The organism is Aeoliella fuhlenseeensis (assembly GCF_052161615.1).
In the GTDB taxonomy this organism is placed as follows: domain Bacteria; phylum Planctomycetota; class Planctomycetia; order Pirellulales; family Lacipirellulaceae; genus Aeoliella.
In genome coordinates, this window is record NZ_CP197417.1 from 2,434,873 (window position 1) to 2,456,579 (window position 21,707).

General features: G+C 59.6%; 15 protein-coding genes. 7 read left to right on the top strand and 8 right to left on the bottom strand.

Going from position 1 to position 21,707, the window contains the following annotated elements:
• Positions 1-2: 2 nt before the first annotated feature.
• The 3 genes from SH292x_RS09470 (at position 3) to SH292x_RS09480 (ending at position 11,788) form a co-directional block, all read left to right on the top strand.
• A complete protein-coding gene (locus SH292x_RS09470; protein WP_442485361.1) occupies positions 3-3,134 on the top strand; it encodes a hypothetical protein in 3,132 nt (1,043 codons plus the stop codon).
• 39 nt (positions 3,135-3,173) lie between these two features.
• Positions 3,174-4,490 (top strand): glycosyltransferase family 4 protein, encoded by a 1,317-nt coding sequence (locus SH292x_RS09475; RefSeq protein WP_442485362.1) that lies wholly within the window; start codon positions 3,174-3,176, stop codon positions 4,488-4,490.
• A gap of 128 nt (positions 4,491-4,618) precedes the next feature.
• Entirely contained in the window at positions 4,619-11,788 is a 7,170-nt protein-coding gene (locus SH292x_RS09480; protein ID WP_442485363.1) for a malectin domain-containing carbohydrate-binding protein, read from the top strand.
• Between the two features lie 119 nt (positions 11,789-11,907).
• On the opposite strand, the gene SH292x_RS09485 is transcribed toward SH292x_RS09480, so the two are convergent.
• The 4 genes from SH292x_RS09485 to SH292x_RS09500 form a co-directional block, all read right to left on the bottom strand.
• A complete protein-coding gene (locus tag SH292x_RS09485; RefSeq protein WP_442485364.1) occupies positions 11,908-13,407 on the bottom strand; it encodes a nucleoside permease in 1,500 nt (499 codons plus the stop codon).
• Positions 13,408-13,453: 46 nt separating this feature from the next.
• Positions 13,454-14,539, bottom strand: coding sequence for a calcium/sodium antiporter (locus SH292x_RS09490; protein ID WP_442485365.1), 1,086 nt, complete (start codon positions 14,537-14,539; stop codon positions 13,454-13,456).
• Between the two features lie 126 nt (positions 14,540-14,665).
• On the bottom strand, positions 14,666-14,878 hold the full coding sequence (locus tag SH292x_RS09495; RefSeq protein ID WP_442485366.1) for a hypothetical protein: 213 nt from the start codon (positions 14,876-14,878) through the stop codon (positions 14,666-14,668).
• A gap of 50 nt (positions 14,879-14,928) precedes the next feature.
• On the bottom strand, positions 14,929-15,525 hold the full coding sequence (locus tag SH292x_RS09500) for a hypothetical protein (protein WP_442485367.1): 597 nt from the start codon (positions 15,523-15,525) through the stop codon (positions 14,929-14,931).
• Positions 15,526-15,737: 212 nt separating this feature from the next.
• Here SH292x_RS09500 and proC point away from each other — a divergent pair, with 212 nt between their 5' ends.
• The 4 genes from proC (at position 15,738) to SH292x_RS09520 (ending at position 18,107) form a co-directional block, all read left to right on the top strand.
• On the top strand, positions 15,738-16,547 hold the full coding sequence (gene proC / locus SH292x_RS09505) for a pyrroline-5-carboxylate reductase (RefSeq protein WP_442485368.1): 810 nt from the start codon (positions 15,738-15,740) through the stop codon (positions 16,545-16,547).
• Positions 16,548-16,610: 63 nt separating this feature from the next.
• Complete coding sequence (locus SH292x_RS09510; RefSeq protein ID WP_442485369.1) at positions 16,611-16,847, top strand: hypothetical protein; 237 nt, start codon at positions 16,611-16,613, stop codon at positions 16,845-16,847.
• Positions 16,848-16,902: 55 nt separating this feature from the next.
• Positions 16,903-17,418 carry a hypothetical protein gene (locus SH292x_RS09515; RefSeq protein WP_442485370.1) on the top strand — a complete coding sequence of 172 codons (516 nt, stop codon included), beginning with the start codon at positions 16,903-16,905 and terminating at the stop codon, positions 17,416-17,418.
• A 125-nt stretch (positions 17,419-17,543) separates the two neighbouring features.
• On the top strand, positions 17,544-18,107 hold the full coding sequence (locus SH292x_RS09520; RefSeq protein ID WP_442485371.1) for an elongation factor P: 564 nt from the start codon (positions 17,544-17,546) through the stop codon (positions 18,105-18,107).
• A gap of 151 nt (positions 18,108-18,258) precedes the next feature.
• Here SH292x_RS09520 and SH292x_RS09525 read toward each other — a convergent pair whose 3' ends face one another.
• From SH292x_RS09525 to SH292x_RS09540, 4 genes are all read right to left on the bottom strand, one after another.
• Positions 18,259-18,585 carry a hypothetical protein gene (locus SH292x_RS09525; RefSeq protein ID WP_442485372.1) on the bottom strand — a complete coding sequence of 109 codons (327 nt, stop codon included), beginning with the start codon at positions 18,583-18,585 and terminating at the stop codon, positions 18,259-18,261.
• Between the two features lie 237 nt (positions 18,586-18,822).
• On the bottom strand, positions 18,823-18,978 hold the full coding sequence (locus SH292x_RS09530) for a hypothetical protein (protein ID WP_442485373.1): 156 nt from the start codon (positions 18,976-18,978) through the stop codon (positions 18,823-18,825).
• Between the two features lie 260 nt (positions 18,979-19,238).
• The gene (locus tag SH292x_RS09535) at positions 19,239-20,492 is read right to left on the bottom strand and encodes a DUF4272 domain-containing protein (protein WP_442485374.1); all 1,254 of its coding nucleotides are present in this window, start codon (positions 20,490-20,492) and stop codon (positions 19,239-19,241) included.
• Between the two features lie 190 nt (positions 20,493-20,682).
• Positions 20,683-21,675 carry a C45 family autoproteolytic acyltransferase/hydolase gene (locus SH292x_RS09540; RefSeq protein ID WP_442485375.1) on the bottom strand — a complete coding sequence of 331 codons (993 nt, stop codon included), beginning with the start codon at positions 21,673-21,675 and terminating at the stop codon, positions 20,683-20,685.
• Between the last annotated feature and the right edge of the window lie 32 nt (positions 21,676-21,707).

The window sequence follows — 21,707 nt, forward strand, 5'->3', positions numbered from 1 at the left end:
CGATGAGAACTTGGACTTCACAACTAGTGCTTCTTACGGTGTTCGCCGTCTTGGTGGGCGATTTCGCTTACCGGACATGGCACGCGCCAACTGTGCCGGAGTACCAAGTTCGTAACAATGCCCCGACCATCGCTGCGCCGCAAGCCGAAACACAGACGAAGCATCTTTACCTTCGGAGGACCTGGACATTCACCGAAGCCCCCGAGTACGCGTGGTTGCAGGTAATGGGGCACGACGCCGTGGAGGTGTTCGTCAATGGCGAGCAAGTTGGCCAAGCGCCGAAGGTCGGCAGCGGTCGCGTGGGAGCGGTCTTGCTCGACATCACATCGAACTTGCATGAAGGCAAAAACACGGTCGCCATCCACGCCCGGCAGCTAATCCACGATCGGGTGCCCACGGTGGCGATCGATGGCGAGTGTCACTTTGCAAGTAGCGAAGTGGTATCGCTCTCCAACGCCGAGGGGTGGTTGGCGTCGCCTATATACGATCGCCGGGGCCACTTCTGGTACGAGGTTGACTACCCGGACACCCATTGGCTCGCACCCTCCGTTGGTGAGTCCGCCCACTGGATTGCCCAAGTTGCCTTGCCGCCGGGTGCAATCACCACTCCACGCACAGCCGCCTGGATCACGCCCGCCGAAGCCGATCACGGTTCGGCGACCCTCGCCACCGAGTTCAAGCTCGCCTCGCAGGCAACGGGCAGTTGGCTTCGAATCACCGGCACGGGGCCTTATCGGGTAGCGATCAATGGCTGGGTGATCGTCAGCGACCGCTTGGAGTTGGGCACGGACCCCGATGGACCGTTGGTGGAGAAGACGCTTGATATTACGCCTTTTCTTAGGAGTGGAACTAACCACGTCCGGATCGCGCTAACGGGCGCCGGTGCCGTGCCTCGCGTACAAGCTCAACTCACGGCTGCCTCGGACCACGGACCGGTAGACATAACTTCGAGTCAAGCGTGGATGTCACGACCCGGCGTCGATGCGAATTGGTCTGAGGCCGAACTCGGCACGCCTGATTGGCAAAATTGCCGTGAAGAAGTCGGCTATGGCGGCGTGGTGCCGCGCACGTTTACGCGTGACTTTCAGGCGCTGGATACCCCTGCCCTGTTTGGATTCATCGCTATGGCGGAGTGGTTCGGCGTGGTCATGGGGGTGTTACTGGGTGCCACCCTTGGGTGCGTTGCCGTCAACTGGTTGCTGGGCGGGTCTCAGCAAAAGAGTGAGCCTTCTACGTCCCGCGGCTTACCCTGCTGGGCACTGCTGCCAAGTATTGTTCTCGCCGCGACCGGTGGGCTAATGACCTGGGATTTGGCGTGGACCGGTCGTGACGTGTATCAGACGCGTTACCTGCTGGTGTTAGCTCTATTGCCTGTGGTGCTGTGGGTGCTGCTGCTGGTGCTCGCCACAATCAAGCTGAGCACGCAGCCGGCGAATTCAAAGGGCCATCTCGCGCGTCGTGGCGGGCAGCTCGCCTTCTGGGGTGCGTGGGCAATGCTTGTGGTGCTCGCGGGCTGGCTGCGTGTGGAGTGGATCCTCGACGAAGCGATTCACCACGACGAGGTGAGTGCCTACAACTTCACGATGTCCATCTTCGAGTATGGCTTTCCGGCAATCCGCGTGCATGAAGACTTGCCCACCAGCTACTGCTCGACCAGCGAACTGTCGTACTACTTCAACGCCCTTTGCGCGCTTTTCGTCGACGACCCACGACTGGTCATTCGCATTCCCGCGGCGCTCTGGTCGATGGCCACTTTGCTTCTGATCGGATACGCGGGCACGAAGTGGTTCAACGCCTGCGCGGGCTTTGTCGCGGCATTCCTGTTCGCTGTGTCGCCGCACGTCATTGGTATGGCGACTTTTGGGCGGTACTTATCCGAGGTGCAGTTCTTCACGCTACTTACAACCTTCTTCGCGTTCGAAGCCGTCCGCGGTGTGGGCAAACTGCGCACAGGCTACGTATGGGCGGCGGGGCTCAGCTTCATTGCTATGTATCTAAGCTGGGAGGGGAGCGGCCTGTACGCTATTGGCCTCGTTTTCGCGACGTTGCTCCTTCGCCGACGTCATCTTCTTGGTGTGCTGACCACCCCTGCTGTCTATTCTGTCTCGCTTTTGGTCGTCCTGGTCGTCGTCGCTCAGAATTCCCACCGTATCCTTCAGCAAACACAGCGGCTCTGGTACGGCACTGGTATTAGCTCGCTGCAGCTCGAACCCATGTGGCGTTTTCCCTTCTTCGACGCCGACTTTTACTTGCTAAATTCGTCCTGGACTCGTGACGCACTGCTACCCACTCTGGCTGTGATCGCCGCTGCCGTATTGGCGGTGAAACATCGCTGGCGAACGCCAATCCGATTCGTCCTTGTATGCCTACTTACCAACGCGGGCTTGATGGCAGCCTTCTTGCCCCTAAAGACTAACCGCTACGCGTACCATCTGACCGAGCTCGTTATCCTGCTGGCCGGGGCATCGCTGGTGGCGATGGTCGATGGGCTGTACCGAGCGGTTCGCGATTCGCGCAATTCGGCCTTCAATCTGTACGCCAACTCCATCGCCGCCACGACGTTATTGATTGCGTTGGCGGCCGGCAGCGGGTGGCTCGTCAACGCCAGCGAACTCAAGAGCTTTGTCGTCGCCGCGCAGGGCGTGGGACAGATTCGCAGTCCCGATTGGGAAGAGTCGTCTCGATACGTGCAGGAGAACTATCAGCCCGGCGATATCGTCATCTCCATCCTGCCGCATGCCCAAGAGTTTCAGTTCAAGGTGCTCGCCGGTGAGGAAGAGCAACCGATTCCCGTGGACTACTGGCTGGAAACCCGGCTGGTGTTGCAAGCGACCATTGGCGACACCGAAGAGGTGCCACGCGATCGCCGTAGCGGCGCGGTAATGCTGTACGACTTGGAGCAGGTGAAGAAGCTGTTTGCCGATCACGACCGCATCTGGTACTGCACCACGCGGTTCGGGCAATCCCAGATTAACGACAGCGTGGTTTCGCAGTTCCTCCGCGAGCACATGGACGTGATGCACGAGGATCTGGCAACGGCTGTCATGCTGCGCGACAAGAATCACCGCACGGCATCCGTTCGGCTCGAAGAGCAAAAGGCTGGCACGCTCGCTTCGGATTTCTACCTGGAGTAGGCCTCCTTTCGGACGACACGTACACGTTTGGCTAGATAAATGCAATCCGCTACCACCACCTTCGACACTCTTCCGACAGCGAATGTCGCTGCGGATGGCGCGCCGCCGCGCGTCGCGGTGGTGACCAATTCGGTGACGCCTTATCGCCAGTACCTGCACGAGCAACTCGTTCGCGAAGTGCCCGAAGTAGAGTTGTGGACGCTTACCACTCACGGCAATGCCTACCAGCGATGGGCCGACATGGCCGTGCCACCTAGCATTCGCCCCGTCAGCTTCGGCCAAGGTGAGCCGACCAACGAGCAGACCCAGCTCCGATACTCGCTTCGCGAATGGCGTAAGGCCGGGCGAATCATTCGCTGGCTAAAAGACCACCAAGTGGCCGCCGTGCTGTGCCAGGGATGTGGCGACGTAGGAAGGCTACGTATTCTTCGTTGGTGCCGGCGAAACAATATCCCGTGCTTCCTTACCGGCGACTTCAACGTCCGCGGCGAAAAGCTGAGCCATCCGGCCCGTTGGTTTAAGAAGCTCGCCTACAGCCCGGCGGTGAAATGTGCGACGGGATTGATGCCTTGCGGGAAGCTGGGCCGTGACTTACTCGTGCAGTACGGCGGCGCCAAGAAGCCTGTGTTCTGGTTCCCGTTCTTCCCGGATGTCGAAGTACTGAGCGACACCCCCGTCGAACTAGTCGCGCGCACCCAAGGCAAGTATCCCTTCCTCAAGAACGGCCAGCGGCGGCTAGTTTTCTCAGCTCGAATGATGCCCGTCAAGCGACCCGACCTAGCGGTACGAGCCTTCGTAGCGCTCGCCAGCGAGCGGCCCGACTGGGATCTGGTGATGGTAGGCGATGGGCCTCTTCGCACAGAAGTCGAGTCGCTGATCCCGTCCGAGTGTCGCGACCGTGTTCACTTCACGGGGTTCGTCAGCAACCCCGATGAAATGGCGGGCATCTACGCGTGCTGTGACGCCTTGCTGCTACCTAGCCAACACGAGCCATGGGGCGTGGTGGTAGTCGAGGCCGCCGCGGCAGGACTTGCGATTGTCACGACCGACGTTGTAGGAGCTGTTCCAGAACTCGTTCAACACGGCCGCAACGGGCACACCGTGCCTGCCGGCGATCTCGAATCGTTGGTGAAGGCACTTCTGCACGTCACCGAGGGCGACACGTGCCAGCGTATGCAACACGAGTCGCCTCAAGTGTTGGCAGAATGGCAACAGACTGCCAACCCGATCGCCGAGTTTCGTCAGGCGATGGCCCACTGCGGTCTTCTGCGCCATGTGTCGCCATGTAATCCGCCACCCTCCCCTCCTGTCGATCACGCAGTGACTGCGTGCCAACCCTGCGGAGTGGCGATGTAAACCTGACCAACGCGTCTTAGTTCAGACCACGCACAGCACCTACGAATTCACACCAAGACATATTCACGTTCCAACTGCCTATCCCCGAGAGCTCGGTAGCAGTGGGCCAACATTAGAGACCTACCGTCATGAAGAAGCGTCACCACTTCAACAACCGCAAGCATGTCCGTTCCGCGAAGCCTCAGCTCCGCAGTCGCCAGTTAAAGCTCGAGTCGCTTGAAGATCGACGCTTGCTGGCTGTGCTCGGCGACACCATTTATCGCGTTAACGCGGGTGGCGGCGAGACGGCCGACACGCCGGCTTGGTTGGCGGACACCGCGTCGGCAATTTCGCCCTTTGTCTCTAGCGGCAACACGAGCACGTTCACCTCGGCAAACAGCATTTCGCTCAGCCACCCGTCGGTCCCGGCGGGGACTCCCATGTCGATCTTTCAAACCGAGCGGTTCGACCAATCGGGCGGGACGAACATGCAGTGGGACTTCCCCGTGGACCCCGGCAACTATCAGGTGCGTCTCTACTTCTCCGAGAACTGGAGCGGCGCGTTCGCGGCGGGAGTGCGGCAGTTTGACGTCTCGATCGAAGGGACTTTGGTGCTCGACAACTACGATGTGTTCGCCGATGTTGGCGGCAATACGGGCGTCGTCAAGTCGTTTGACGTGACAAGCGATGGGGTCCTCGACATCGACTTCGGCCGAGCGATTCAGAATCCTTCGATCAAGGCCATCGAGATCATCGAACTGGTGACCGACGGAAACAGCCCCCTCGGGGTATCGGGTGCCACCGCCGATTTCGGTTCGGTGGCTATAGGTCAAACCGTTCAGCAAACGATCACGCTGATCAACAATGGTGCCAGCGGCGACGCGTCAATCACCATTGATCCATCGCAGGCCAACATCACCCCGGGTGGCTCGCCCTTCGCCTTCCAATTCACGAGCGCGACACCGATCGTGCTTGTTCCTGGGGCGTCCACAACCGTCACCATCACCTACAGTCCGACGTCCGAGTCACTTGCAACTGCGGCGCTCACCATTCCGCATACCGGAAGCAATGCGGCGGTGGCGATTGCGCTAAGTGGCGTTGGCTACGACAGCGAGGCGGTCGGCGATATCGTCTATCGCATCAACGCCGGCGGAGAGCAGCTCGTGGGGACACCACCCTGGTCGGTGGACACCGCAGCCAGTCCTTCGCCGCTTAGCAACCTCAGCGCGGGAGGCAACTCGTCCATATTCTCGAACGCCGGTGCCATCACGCTCGATCCCTCTGTGCCGGCAGGCACGCCGACGGCACTGTTCCAGAACCAACGTTTTGACCAGCCCGCTGGGCTCAATCTCGAGTGGGATCTACCAGTCGGCATCGGCACTTACGAAGTGCGGCTGTACTTCGCCGAAATCTGGTCTGGTGCCTTCGCCGAAGGTGTTCGCGTCTTCGATATTTCGATCGAAGGCAACATCGTCGAAGCCGACTACGACATCTTTGCAGATGTTGGAGCGATGACCGGCGTGATGAAGTCGTACACCATCAATAGCGATTCGAACCTCGATATTGATTTCCTACGCCAAGTCCAAAGTCCGATGCTCGCCGGCATCGAGATCATCTCCGTGCCGTCGGGTGAACTACTTCCGTCTAGCACCTCCGTCAACTTTGGCGCGGTGGTCGTGAACGGAACATCCGTTCGGCAGGTTACGCTGACCAACGATCACCCGGTCGGTGGTGGCAGCATCGTGATTGACCCATCGCAGACCTCGGTTACGACGGGTGCTGGCTTTGCGTTCGCTTACGCGCAATCGACTCCCATTGTGCTTCAGCCGGGTCAGTCGACGACCGTAACCGTTACCTACAATCCGAATGCCGAAGCGGCGAATACCGGCACGCTCACCATTCCACACAGCGGCGTGAACACGCCAATCAGCATATCGCTGGCGGGCGAAGGGGTGGATGAAGTCCCGATCTCGTTCTCGAAGTCGACGCTCGCCGGAGTGTCGGGACTAGCACGTCCCACGTCCATGCAGTTCGGACCCGACGGACGGCTCTATATCTCGCAGCAGAACGGCCAGATTCGCGTCTACGACATCGTCAAAAATGGCCCCAACGACTACTCGGTCTCTCAAAGCGAGACGATTGATCTTGTCCAGACCATCCTCAACCACGACGACGACGGAACGCCAAGGCCCGATATCACCACTCGATTGGTTACCGGCATCCTGGTTGTTGGGACCGCCGAGAACCCGGTGATCTACGTGGGATCCAGCGATCCGCGCATCGGTGGAGGAAACGATGGCACTGACACCAACCTCGATACCAACTCCAGCGTACTGTCGCGCATCACTTGGAACGGCACGGCCTGGGAGAAGCTCGACCTCGTCCGTGGTTTGCCCCGATCAGACGAGCAGCACGCGATAAATGGCATGGTGCTCGATCCCAACGATCCCACCATTCTCTACGTGACGGTTGGCGGCAACACCAACATGGGTGCCCCCTCGAACAACTTCGCCTTTCTGCCCGAGTATGCTTACTCGGCAGCGATCTTGAAGGTCGACCTCGCCACCATCGGCAACACCACCTACGACCTGCCCACGCTGGACGACGAAGATCAACCCGGTGCCGACACCTCCGATCCGTTTGGCGGCAACAACGGCAAGAACCAGGCCATTCTTGTCCCTGGCGGCCCCGTCGAGCTATGGGCTGTTGGACTTCGCAATCCTTACGACGTGGTCTTCGATCCCTACGGCCGAATGTACACGATCGACAATGGCCCCAACGGCGGGTGGGGCGGGATTCCGATTAACGAAGGCCCCGCGGGCAACGCCACGAATGGCATTAACGAAGGTAGTAGTGCCACCTACGGCGATGGGCTGCACTGGGTAAGGAACCAAGGTTACTACGCCGGGCATCCCAATCCGACCCGGGCGAACATGAACAACACGTTCAACGTATCGAACCCGCAGTCGCCCACTTACTTCAACAATCCCATCGAGGGCGATTACCAAACTCCAGGCGTCGACAACTTGGCGATGGTCGTCTATCCCGCGTCGACCAACGGTCTTGCCGTCTACCAAGGGACCAACTTTGGCGGGCAGATGTATGGCGACCTGATAACTGCAAGCTTCGATAACACGATTAAGCGGATTAAGCTCAATTCGGCTGGCGATGCCATCATCTCGAGCGAAGACCTATTTAGTAACGTCGGCTTCCGTCCGCTCGATGTGATCGCGCCGACCAACGAAGGTTTCTTGGGCACCATCTGGGCCGTGGACGTGGCGCTCAACACGGTCTACATCTTCGAACCGGCCGATGGAGCTACCGGAACTGAAGAAGACCGGGATGGCGATGGCTACTTGAATGAAGACGAGGTAGCGAACAACACCAATCCCGACAATCCCGCCGACGTACCGACAGATTTCGATGGCGACTTTGTCTCGAACCTGCTCGATCCGGACGACGACAATGACACGCTGTCCGATATCGTCGACAAGTTCGCCGTCGATCCAGCCAACGGGGCGACCACTCCCATCGGCACCTTCTACACGTGGGAGAACGAGGGCGAAGATCTCGGCGGGCTATTGGGCATGGGCTTCACCGGCCTGATGTACAATGGCACGAGCAACTACGCCCAGCTCTACGATCCGTTGGCGGTCACCGCCGGTGGCGCGGCGGGCGTGTTCACCGTCGACAAGGCCGGCGTCGGTACTGCTCGCGGCAACATCAACACTCAGTTCCAGGGTTACCAGTTCGGTTTCAACCCTGTTGGTGCCACCAACCCGTTCGCCGGAACAACTCGCGTGCTTGCCGCCTTCGGTGGCCACACCCCCAAGGCGGGTCAGCAGATGGGGCTGTTCCTCGGCACCGGCGACCAGGACAACTACGTTCAGATTGTGCTGAGCGGCGACAACGGCGGCTCCATTCAGGTGCTTAGCGAATTCGCCGGTGTGGATACCGTTGTCGCAACGACGCCGCTGGTCCTTCCAGGTCCCGGCGCTGTCGATTTCTGGCTGCAAGTCGATCCGCTTACACTCACTCTGCAAGCAAGCTACGCCATCGACGGCGGCCTCCGCACGTTATTAGGCGGACCGATCGCGATCCCCGCCTCGTGGCTAGCCAATGCTATGGCCGTCGGCATCCTGTCCGTCGATCCGCAGCAAGAGAGCTTGCCGGTGACCTGGGATCACTTGGGGGTCGTGTCCGAAGTGGTCTCAACGGGCGCCGCTGCCGCCAAGGTCGAAGTCTACAGCCAGGGAGGTATCAACAACTCGAGTACCGCTCGCATTGATTCGTTCCGAATTCACAATAACTCGACCGGCAACAAGAAGATCTCGTCGGTCAAGTTCGACCTGAGCACCACCTCGATGCCCGACATGCTGTTCGATCCGAATGGCACGGCGGGCGATACTCGCGGTATCAATTTCATCCCGGATACCGGACAGGCCGCAACGGGGCAAACCACTTTCAACTTCTTAGCACCACGTGACGGTGGCTTCGCGGAGTTGGAGATTAACTTTAGCGACTTCAATGCAGCCGAGCTCTTTACGTTCCACACCGACGTCGATCCGACCACGGCCAAGGGCTCGGTGCCCCCAGGTCCGTCCAACGCCGCGGACATCTCGGGTCTGGAATTGTCGGGAGCCACGGTTAACATCGTGTTCGACGACGGCACCCTGCTCACCGGTCAGCTCTTCGCGCTGCCGGAAGGGATGTCATTCTACCAGTCGCATTCCGAGGTGGTGCTGACCGAAACTCCCAGCGCCGCTGCTCCTTCGATCTCCGTCCTTGGAATCAACACGCCATCCATCGTCACCTCGGCGACTCAAACCATTCGCGTCACTGGACCTGCCGGCGCAGCGGTTCGATTGTTGCAGACCGAGGTCGCCCTGCACTTGGCGGGTGTTCCTAACGGTGGATTCGACATCGACCCGTTCGAAGGCAACAAGGTGGTCCTCGTCAGCGATGCAACGGCCATCATCGGGGCGACCGGCTTCGTTGACATTCAAGTCACTCTCACCGATTCGCTCACCGAGGGTGGCTTGACCTACTTCTCCGCTGTTATCGATGGGCCCGATGACCGGACATCGGCCGTGTCCAATGTCATCAAAGTGGCCCTGAATAACCTACCACCCGGTAGCGCCACTCCGGGCAACGTGGCACCCAACGTGTCGGCGGGAACCGATCAAACGGTCAGCCTGCCGAACGTCGCCAACCTCTCCGGCACCGTCTCCGACGACAACCTGCCGACTGGCACCATCACCACGACATGGTCGGTGGTCAGTGGTCCTGGCAACGTGACATTCGGCAACGCGTCACTACTGGCCACCACGGCCTCCTTCTCGGCTACGGGGACGTACGTGTTGCAACTCAGTGCCAACGATGGCGAGCTTACAAGCGTTAGCACCGTCTCCATTACCGTGACGCCGCAGAATGTCGCGCCCACGGTCAATGGCGGGCCCAATGTGACGGGCTCCTTCCCGGGCACCGTGAATCTCTCGGGCACGGCGAGCGACGACAATCTGCCTTCAGGCACCCTCACGACCACGTGGTCGATGGTCAGCGGTCCCGGTGTCGTCACCTTCGGCGATGCCTCGCAGCTTGCCACTACGGCATCGTTCTCCCAGCCCGGCAACTACGTCCTCCGCCTCACGGCGAGCGATGGTGAATTGTCGAGCTCCGATTTGGTCGGCGTGAGCATCGCGGCACCTGTTGGGCCCGCGGTCACTTCGCTGACGCTTATTAACGCCAATACCGACCTGCCGATTCCGGGCTATACGTCCATCTTGCCGGGTTCGACCATCAACTTGGCGTTGCTACCCACCACGGCCATTAACGTCCGGGCCAACGTAAGCGGTTCGGTTGGAAGCGTCCGGTTTGGGTACGACGGCAACACGAATCTAATCACTGAGTCCACGGCACCTTACGCCATGTTCGGTGATTCGAACGGCAACTTCTACGTTGGTTCCCTTTCCGTCGGCAGTCACACCATTACGGCCACACCATTCTCCGGGGCCAACGCCACCGGGTCCGCCGGTTTGGCGCTGTCCGTGTCCTTCACGGTCATCAACCAAGCGGCCAACCAAGCCCCGCAGCTATACCCTGGCCCGAACCTGAATGTGCTTGTTACCGATACCGCTCATCTTGACGGGTGGGCGAATGACGATGGTCTTCCCTCGGGTACTCTCACGTCTACATGGAGCAAAGTCAGCGGCCCCGGCACGGTAACGTTCGGCAATACGGCACGACCCGCGACGACGGCCAACTTCTCCGCGCCGGGTACCTACGTGCTGCAATTGAGTGCTACCGACGGGGTGCTGACCACGGCCAGTACCGTAACCATCAACGTCTCGGCGGTGCCCGTGGGCCCGGCCGTTACTTCGCTGACGCTCATCAATGCCAATACGGACCTCCCGATCCCGGGTTACGAGAACTTGACGAGCGGCATGCAGATCAACCTTGCATCGCTGCCGACAACCAACCTCAACATCCGTGCGAACACGAGTGGGACGATTGGTAGCATTAAGTTTGGCCTCGATGGAAACTCCAACTTCCGCAACGAAGCTGGGGCACCTTATGCTCTCTTCGGCGACTCGAATGGAAACTACCACGGCGTGCAAATCCCGGTGGGTTCGCACACCGTGACTGCCACGCCATACTCCAGCAGCACTGGAACCGGAACGGCGGGTCAGGGGATTTCGATCTCGTTCACCATCATCGGATCGGCCCCGCTCGCAGCGTTCGCCGCTCTGGCGGATGGCCAGTCGCCATTAGATGGGGCGTCGACGAGTGGCCCAGCGATACTCGCCGGAAGCGACCCGCTCGCATTCTACCAGTTGTGGAAATCGACCTACGGTTCAACGACCCAGCTCACCGCGGACGCCAACAACAACGGCCGCGTGGATCTTGCCGACTACACGATGTGGCGGGACAACATCGGCTCGCTGGGCTTCAGCCTAATCGTGCCAGCGTACGAGGAGTTCGTGGCCGAGCCCCTGCCAACGCTCGAAGAGCCCGCCAGCATCGCGGGGCCAGTCGTGGAAGCACCCAGCACGATGGGTTCGAGTGCCGAAGCATCGAGTGAGTCCGAGGAGCCATTGGCGTTCTACTTAAACGAATCGCCGGCGGCCGCCGGAGAATCGAGCAGCTCGACAAGCTCCGCCGCGACAGCCACGGCGTCGAACGATGCGGCACTTCTACTCCTCACCGGACAAGAGTCCGAGGACGATGAAGAAGCATCAAGCGATTCGTCGCTCGTCGGCGAAGAAGCCGAAGTCGACGAGGCCATTCCAAGTCTCGACCTAGCGTTCGGCCAATGGTGATCGCCCTCAGCGATCGCTGACCGCCAGGAAGGCGTGAATTAACAACGAAAAAAAATAGCCGGCGGCAAAACTGCCGCCGGCTATTCGTTTGTCGCTAATTGTCGTCAAGGATTCTCGGTTTAGTGGACGTTCTTCTCCACCGCCTTCACGGCTTCCTCAGAAGCCTTGCGGTCGTAGAACGTCAGGGCGAACAGCACGAGAATCGCCGCCGCCATCCCCGCGGGCACCAACCAGAATTCTTTCCACTGCAGCATGGTTTCCTGCAGCAGCTCCGGATTGACGCCCTCAGGTAGCTTGGCGGTAAACATCTGACCGAGTTGTTCGGCGAAGGTCGGCGGAACGACGCCTGGCATTTCTTTCATCGCCGCGCCAAGTTGCTGGCCTGCCTCTTTGATCGCAGTACCTTCGCCCGAGGTAATGGCTGCCTGAGCGGTGGCGATGGCATCGCTCAAGGCGGTCGTAGTGGGCCCTGGGTCAGCCGAGCTGAGCAGTTGCTGAGCGTTGGCCCGCTTGAGTTCCAGATCGAGCGCACCGTACTTGGTCATGGTAGAACCGAACAGGATCTCGGCGACCCAGTAACCAAAAAACATGCCCACGCCCTGGGTGAAGAATACCAGCATACCTTGAGCTTGCCCTCGAATTTCACGTGGTGCCTTCTGGTCCGTGTACATGAAACCGGTGACGAAGAAGAAGTCGTAGCACACACCGTGCAATGCGACCGCAAGCAGAATCATCCAGTACACCTGATCCGGCGCACCAAAAGCGAAGAGCAAATAACGAGCAACCCACGCTGCCATGCCAACCGAGATCATCCATTTCACGCCAAGCCGACGGAAGAAGAATGGAATCAAAAGCATGAAGAAGATTTCGCTCATCTGACCAATCGTCATCGTAGACGCAGCGGCCTGATATCCGACCTGACCCAGAAGGTTGGAAGTGAAGCCATAGTAATAGGCCAGCGGAATGCAGATGAGCGTCGAGCAGATGATAAAAACCAAAAACGCGGGGTTCGCGAGCAACTGCATCGCGTCCAGCATGAAGATGGTTCGCAGGTCGGCAGGCTTGCCCTTGGCGGGCGGTGGGGTGTGCGGGAGCGTAAAGCTATAGACCCCCATCACGAGCGAGGCGATACCGGCAAGCCAAAGAATGTTAGGCGTAGCGGACCAACCGGCAAAACCAACCGTTAACCCAGCGACGATCCAGCCGATGGTGCCCCACACTCGAATCTTGGGGAAATGATTCTGGTCCTCAATATTGGTGAACGCCACGGTATTGCTAAGGCCCAGCGTTGGCATGTAGCAGAGCAGATGGCCAAGGAACAGCCAGTAGAGCATGTCACTGTCACCGAGTTCCACGTATCTAGGCGCCATGCACATCAAGGCTCCACCCACAAGGAACAAGACCCCCATGACCTTCTCTGATGAAAAGAATCGATCGGCGATCAAGCCAAGAAATAAAGGTGCGATGATGGCCGCGATGGGAGCCGTGCCGTAGGCTTTGCCGATGAAGCCCTCAAGGCCATTGCTTCCCAAGCAGAGCCCTAAGGTGGCAAACCAAGCCCCCCACACAAAGAACTGCAAAAACATCATTACTTGCAGGCGGAATTGCACGCTGTTCATGGACCGGGGGCTCCTTGAGCGGGGCTCGAATAATTCGATGGATAAGTCACGTCGCTTCGCGCGGGCGGAAGTAGACCACCAACAGCGTAAGCGGCACAAGCGGGGCGACAAATAGCAACATGTGGCTCGTCGGGGTCACCGTCCCAGCGGGCTGGCCGGCGTGCCAAATCAGGAAGGCGACGTAAGCCACGTAATACAATAGCATCGCCCCGCCCTCGACGCGAGTAATGCCCAGCCCCGAGAAGAACACTGGCAGTGCGGCAATGGAGATGGCGATCATGAACGGAATGTCGAACGCCATCGGCTGAGGCGCGACGTTGATACCCGCAGGTGCAACGACGGCCGACAGGCCAAGCACCAGGAAAATATTGAGCACGTTGCTCCCCACCACGTTCCCTACCGCCAAGTCGCGATGGCCTCGCAGGCTCGCCATGACCGAGGTCACCAGTTCTGGCAGCGAGGTACCGATCGCGACCACTGTCAGGCCAACCACCAACTCGCTCACTCCAAAACCTAGCGCGAGTGCCACGCACGCCTTGACCAGCCATTCGGCACCGAGCACGAGGAGCACCAGCCCGACGATCAGCTTCAGCACGTCCAGCAGAATATTCGTCCAACCACTCGTCCGCTGGTCGTAGGTGATCTCGGCTTCGGCTTTCTCCAGCTCTGCTGCGGCGATGGCCGACTCGCGGCGACCTTGATGCACGGTGAATGCGAAGTAAGCGATGATTACCGCCACGCAGCCAATGCCTTCAAGCCGCGTGAAGGTGCCATCGAGCCCAATGAGCCATAGCGCGACAGCCGCGACGATCATCGCAGGAATGTCGATTTTAAAGAGTCGGATATTCACCGCGAGTGGGGCCGCAACTGCCGACAGGCCGAGGATCATCAGCAGGTTGGTGATGTTGCTCCCCACCGCGTTGCCGATCGCCAGATCGGTATTGCCCGCGTAGCACGACTTCACAGAAACGGCCAGTTCAGGGGCACTCGTACCCGTGGCGACTACCGTCAGACCGATCACCAGGGGCGATACCTTCGCGGCGGCGGCAAGGTTCGAGGCACCGCGGACCAGCAGCTCACCACCCGCGATGAGCGCAACGAATCCGCCAACGATCCCCAAGGCAATCCACAATGTCGACGCTACCCTTCGTTGCCGGTTAATCTGCTAGCCAACGCGATAGGCCGGCCAGTTTAAACCAATCACGACGCTCGGTACGAGGGGAGTCCGTGAGATTGTGGTACAAGCCGGGCCAATCGCCTAGCGAGTTTCCGCTTCTTCTTCGCCAAACCCCACGTCGCTGGGGCTGGGGAAACCGCTCTTCTCGGCGTGCTTCTCGATCGAGCGGTCGTGCGACACGGCGGCCAGGCTCGGAAGCATTGTCCCCGGCGCGCGGTACATACTGCAGCCCGAGGTCCCGAGCGCAATGCCGATCAGAACCGCGTAAGAAAAGAAAAGCTTATAGCTCCGCACCAATCACCTCCAGGCGATCGAGAAAAGTTGGGACAGCGACTTCGCGAACTTTACCGCTGCGTCGCAGCCGGTTCACGGGCCATCATTTCCACCGGATCTTCCGGCGCGGCAGTCTCATTCTTCGGACCAAACATCTTCTGCCAGAAACCGGGCTCTTCGGACCCATCGGCAAGTTGCGCGCCGGAGTCCGGAGTACCACCTTCGCCGCCAGGGATCATGGCTTTAACTTTGTCGATGCCCGAGTTCATCGCGGTGCGGGTTTTCTCCGCCGCGTTGTGGAATCCTTCGCGAGTGCGATTCACCGGCTTGGCGAGCCAACCTTCGCCGCCATCTTCGGTGGTCCAGGGCGAGGGAAATTTCAGCTTCGGCATCTCGACCTTTGGCCAAGTCGCGTTGGCGAAAGGCGTGTCGAACATTTTGTCGTCGTCCTTCGCGGGCTCTTCGCCGAGCGCCGACTCCAGCGCCGGATCGCCCAGGGTCACCCCCGTCTGCGCAGCGGCTTGCTCTTCGTCGTCTTTACCAAACGGCCACATGCCTTTGAGGCCCGACTCTTCTGCCCAGCTCGCTCCGCCTAGCACCAGGGCCAAGCTCAAGCCAAGCAAACACCAACCAGTGCGCACCTTGCACAAGTTCTTACTTTGAAACATGTCTCCGACTTCCTGATTCGAAGGACGAATGACAAACGGATGAAAACGGGCGGGAGTGTGGCAAGCCGGCCGCCGTGTGTCCAGATCAGTTCTCTCGGCCAGGCGCAGCTAGCATCGGACACTCAGCTTGTGCCATCCGGCATGTCCGTTTAGGCTCAAAGCTAGCACCAAATCGGTCTAACCCACCCACCAAAGCTCGACGACACCCACGCATGAAGAAGTACGGATTCATTGGAGCCGGCCGCATGGCGACGGCACTGGCCGGAGGCCTGGTAGAAGCCGGCCTCGCCGGGCCCGAGGAGATTCTCGCCAGCGACCCCAACGACGCGATGCGGCTAGCTTTCGCCGAACGTATCGGCCCGCAGTCTATTACCAGCGACAACGCCGAAGTCGCCCGAGACGCCCAAATCATCATCTTGGCGGTCAAGCCGCAGGTAATGCCCGCAGTGCTCGAAGGCCTCAAGGTCGGTTCGAAGCCCGGCCCGCTTTTTGTCTCCATCGCGGCTGGTATCCCCCTCGCGAAACTCGAAGCAGGGCTCGGCAAAGCGGCCCGCGTGGTCCGCGTGATGCCGAATACCCCCTCGCTGGTTGGCCGCGGCGCGAGTGCCTACGCCGCGGGAAAAAACGTAACGCCGGACGACCTCCAAGCCGTCAAATCGCTCCTCGAATCAGTCGGCATCGCCTTCGAAGTGCCCGAATATTTGCTCGATGCGGTCACCGGGCTCTCGGGCTCTGGACCCGCCTTTGTGTATACTATGATTGAAGCGATGAGCGACGGTGGCGTGCTTGCCGGCCTGCCCCGCGAAATCGCCCACAAACTAGCGGCGCAGACGGTGCTGGGCTCGGCCGAAATGGTACTCGCCACCGGGCAGCATCCGGCGGAGCTCCGCGAAGCGGTCACCAGTCCCGGCGGCACTACCATCGCTGGGCTTGAGGCGCTCGAACAAGGTGGACTCCGTGCGGCGGTGCTCGCGGCCGTTAAGGCGGCGGCCAATCGCTCTCGCGAACTTGGACAGGCGTAGACAACTCCCTAACAATTATCAGTTATCACTCCCTTCGAACTAGGTAGTCTCAGGAGCCAACGGATGTCGATTCTTTGTCTCGTCGACGACAAGCAGGTACCGCTCTATCGCGTGATGTGGGTGGCTGCGACGCCCCACTTCTGCGGCGAAGAGGATTGCCTTCGCGAAGGTTACTACGAAGTTCGACTCGAACAAGGCGAGTCGGTCTGGGCGAATCAGCAGGAACGCGACCAAATGATCGCCAAGCTCGAAGCCTGGCAGGGTGGCGAGGAAATCCCCGAAGACGACGATTGGGAATAAGCCCCGTCGACGTTAACCCTTCGCGCACTCAGAACGAAAATAGGAGCAACCCCTCATGGCGGAGTATGGCGATCAACTAGCGTGGCGCGAGACCTATTTTGTGATGTTTGCCTCGGGCGATCGGCCTACCATGGCCCAGGTCGAGGCGGCCATCGCCGAGGCCAGCAATCGACTCACCGTCACCGATCTCACCGCCGACGATGATGGCTTGTTCGCCACCGCTGTGGTGCAAGCTCCGGAAGACAACGCCGCGATGGAGATCAGTTATGAATCGGGCGCCTCGGTCGTCGAGCAAAGTGCGACGCTCGCCAAGCAGCTCCGCAAACAACTCGATGGCGACCAACTCGCCCAACTCGTACGAGCCGATGCCAGGCTCGATGTGATGCACTTCGAGCGCATGACGGAAGGGACTGCCGAAGAGGACGAATTCGGCTACGGCGAGGAAGAAGAGGACGACGAACTGCTCACCGAGGCCCTCGATCCCGCCGCCCTGATCACAGTGGTCGACGCCCTTACGCGACTAACCGGTGGCATCGCCTTCGACCCCGCCAGTGGCGACATCATGGCCTGAACGGCCGGGGAAACCCTCGAACTTGCGGGCCGCGAGGTTGAACCTCGCTTCCCAACCGGGGCCCCCGCTTGGTATGCTTTGGCGACGCAGAACATCCCCCTCCCCTACCCAGTTCTCACGCCACGATGCTCGCCAAAGACCTCAAGCCCGGCACCGTTTTCAAGTACAACGATGCCCCGCACATCCTCGAGACGCTCACCGTCCAGTCTCCGTCGGCTCGCGGTGGCAACACCCTCTACAAGTTCCGGGCTCGGAATTTGGTGACCAAGCAGAAGGCCGACTTGGTTTGCAAAGGCACCGACTTCCTGCAGGACGCCGATTTCGAGAAGCGCGAAGTCACTCTGATGTACGCCGACATCGAGTCGGTTCATTTGTTGGACTCGGGCGACTACAACCAGTACACGATTCCCGTGGCCGACATTGAGCACGAGATGCAGTACGTGTGCGAAGGCCTCGAAGGAATGCTCGCCCTCGTCTACGACGGCGAATGCGTCGGTCTGCAAGTTCCCGCGACCGTCGAACTCACGATCACACAAACCGACCCAGGCGTCAAAGGCAACAGCGCCACCGGCCGCACCAAACCCGCCGTTCTCGAAACCGGCGCTACGATCCAGGTGCCCGAGTACCTGAAGGAAGGCGAGAAGATCAAAGTCGACACCCGAACCCACGAGTTCCTGGGACGTGCGTAAAGCAATTCCTAGCGTAACCGGACTCGCAAGAGTTCGGGTGAGCCTTCTGACGCTCCGAATTCTGGCGAATCCGGCTACCCACCAAAAACAAAAGGCCGCTAACCGTCAAACGGTTAGCGGCCTTGTTCGTTTCTCAATCTTCCACGGGAGACTAGACAGTCAGTCGCGGGGCTTCGGCTGGTTCGTGCAGCGTGTCGACCGGGTGCGGCAGGTCGTGGACGTCGAGTTCGCTCAGGTGGTGGCGAATGCGATCGATCGCACCGGCGGCCAGGGCACGTTCGAGCAGCAGTTGCTTGCCGGTCTCGGTGTGAACGCCAATGCTGCGAAGGGTCGCGCCCGACTCGGGGCATGCAAAATGAACACGGTGAGGGGTGACGGCGTCGATCTCAACCTGGCCCTTGCTCACTTGGTACGCAACGACCAAGTCGACGCGGCGGTTGTTGTCTTCGTCCTCCCATGCGGCGTGAAACGTTCCCATGTCCGACACTCCTCAATTGAACGCGAAAGGTTGGGTGGTGCGCGGAACCCCGAGTGAGGCCCGCCCATAGGGTAGCCCCACATTATAGCGCTCGCGCGTAGAGCCATCCAGAGAAATCGGCGGAATCACGGGCACTAGCGAAGCATTTCCGGCGAAAACGCGATGGCTAGCGGCTGTGTGTCAAGACAATCGTGCTAGCCCCACCCCCAGCATGGAGGGGAATGCCCCTCTATCGGGCTACTTCTTCTTCGACTTCTTGGCGGTCTTCTTAGCTACCTTCTTCTTGGTTGTCGACTTCGCCGCCGAAGCCGTGGCCTTCTTCTTACCACCCTTCGACCCACCAAAGATGTTGTCCCAGTTATCGGCAAACTTCTGGGTAGAACCTACTCGCATAACACTCATTCGAATTGGACTCCACGCGATCGTGTTTAACTGACTCGCGTTTACCTGATGCGAGCAACTACTCCGAATCTAGAGAATTGGAGTGCAGTAGGCAACGGCCCTTCAGCCGAATGCGGGATGATCGCGTCTCCGGCTTACTTCAGCGTGCTAGAGCCGTCCGTACGTATAGCTGCGTGCAGCACTTCAGCGTACGCCTCACGAACCGCGGGGCGATCATGCTACTCATCGCCCCTTTGTGTTCGCGCTGGTCACTAGGTTGACGTATCTGTCTCCGAGTAAACCGGGCTGTATCCCAATAGCCAGTTGATTGCCAGATGTCGTTCCGCGGCGATACTGTTGACCCTGCTTATTTCGTCTGGCGACGTTCGGCTTATGGCGGTCTCGCCAATCGCGAGATCATTGTCGATGATCCGAAACGGACTGATATCGAAGCTACCAAACCAGCATTTCTTCGAGAATGCGACGAAGTCCATCGGCTGTGGTCGCAGAGAGAAATCCCTCATTCTCCAATGAAAGGCAAGCAACTGCCTCTGCAACGTATCCAGTTCTGCCGAGCTTCGCAGATCTGGCTCGGCCAGCAGTCGACTCGCGCGCTGCCCGTCAAACAAACCGATAGACTGGTAGAGTTCGGGAGGGGTAACGAGTGTGTCATAAGGAGGAAGTGGGTGAAGCTTCAGGGCCCACGCAAGCACTACCAAACCTTCGACTCGCCACATGGAATCGATGAACGCTCGCTGGTCGAGCGTGCCTACGGGTCGTTGCAGCGCCTTCCACTCATCCGGCTCCAGTTCGCTACCAACGTTGGCATCTTCGATCCAATGTAGAATGCGCTGGCGATGGACATCCGCGTCTGTCATCTGAGGTCCATCCAACTCTAGGCTTCCGCGAGCCGCAACGGCAGTCAGCGCCAGGGTGCGCCGGGCCACTCGATCCGCCGTCGGCGGACTTATCTCCACTTCTTCTTCGTCACCTTCCTCGTTGGACGTGGTAGAGTTGGCGTCGGACTCTGGAATAAACGGCAGCACGGCTCTAGGATCCGCTGCCCCAGTTGCATCGATCAAGATCCGGCCCTTGGCATCGCGCAGAGAGGAAGGTGTGAATATCGCTCCGTCCAAGTGCCGGCATACCGCAAACACCATTTCCAATCTTTCGTCGGTGCTATTGATGTCGAGGTCGTCTTGCCGTACTGCGAGTGAAAAGCGGAAGGTTCGAATCAGCCGGAGGACATCGGGCTTCGCCGAATTCTCAGGAAACTGTGAAAAGTAATTCTGCATTCCCGACACCTGCAACGGCCACTTGGGCCCGTCGTAGTAGTCAGCAGTATGGCTAAATGTCAGTAACCGTGTCTTGCTAAATAGGCCCTTCTTTGGAAACGCTATGACGATTTGTTGCCAGTCGTCGTCAGGACCTGACTGCTCCATCTTGTACCCGGTCGCTCGTAGCAACTCGGCGACCCCGCGCGGGTCGATTCGATGCGAGAATAGGTTGATTGGTTCGAATGCCATGCGGACTCTCTCGATCGGGTGGTTTGGTTCGAGACATTCTACCTAGTCGATACCCAAAGCACATCCTGTGAAGGTGGGAGGCGAGATCAGGCCGTCGCGGCGGCTCGCGCAACTGTCACGCGCTGCTGGGATCCCCGCTCTGCTGTGACGTTCCATCAACGACCGCGAGGCGGTACGGCTGCTTTGCAACTTAGGGTTCCTGCAACCCAGCTAACGCCGCCGGCACGCAGAGTCGCATGCGGTTCTCGCGCGGTCGCATTACGATGTGCTGGGCGGTGATTCCTAGCTTCACACGCTGGTCGCTCAATACGAATAGCAGGTGTTCGTCGGATAGCGCCGACGCGCTCGTCGGGAGCAAGTCTTCCATCCCACGCAATCGACCGCAACTGGTGGATTGCAGCGCATCGCCACCCAATTGATTGGTTCGCTCTTCGTATCGAAAGTGATTTGTGGTGAGCAGCGGGGCATCGCCTTCTGCCCACCGCAAGTTGGCTGTCGTAGGCATGCGTTCGATACACACCCGCTGGTGGTTTCGGGTGCCGACGATGGTCACCAGACAAGGGGCTGCCAACGCTTGCGACGCTACGCGCTTGACGGCGTCGTCAAAGCTCTGGCACTCGTCCACCACGCGGCGCAAGTGCAGCATGACGGGATACCCCATTCTGTGCAGCCCAACGCCATCCCCAACGGCATTCATCGCAAGAGCGAACCCCTTAGCGGACATGCCTGTCACCAGCCCCAGGGCACCGGGCCAACCGGCAATGGTTGTCACCGCCGCCCCTCGCCTTAAACTGCGAAATTGGTAGCTATGTCGGGCCAGCGGACGCTCGGGCCACCAATCCATGTTTCGCGCGAGTACGGGTCCGTCCTCCGTTGCAGCAGCAATGGTCGAACAGCCGAAGTACGCCAGCGTTAAGTCGTAAGCAGCGCCTGCGATCATTAAATCACGCCAATCGCCACCCATGACGCGAGCCTGAGCCTTAGCCTCGCCCCGAAACTTGCCAAGCGTGCGGAGATCGATCAGATGTGCTAAACGCTCAAGCCCGTTCGGCAGTTCTTTCTTCATCGCTACGAGCAGGTCGTCCGCCGCTGCGCGCAGCACCGATTGGTGCGGCAAGTACCGCTCGGCGAGCGGTAAGTCCAAATTCAACTCAAGCGTTTGGCAGTCCACCCAGGTCGACATGGTGGAGTATCCCATTCCTGAGTGGAGATCGC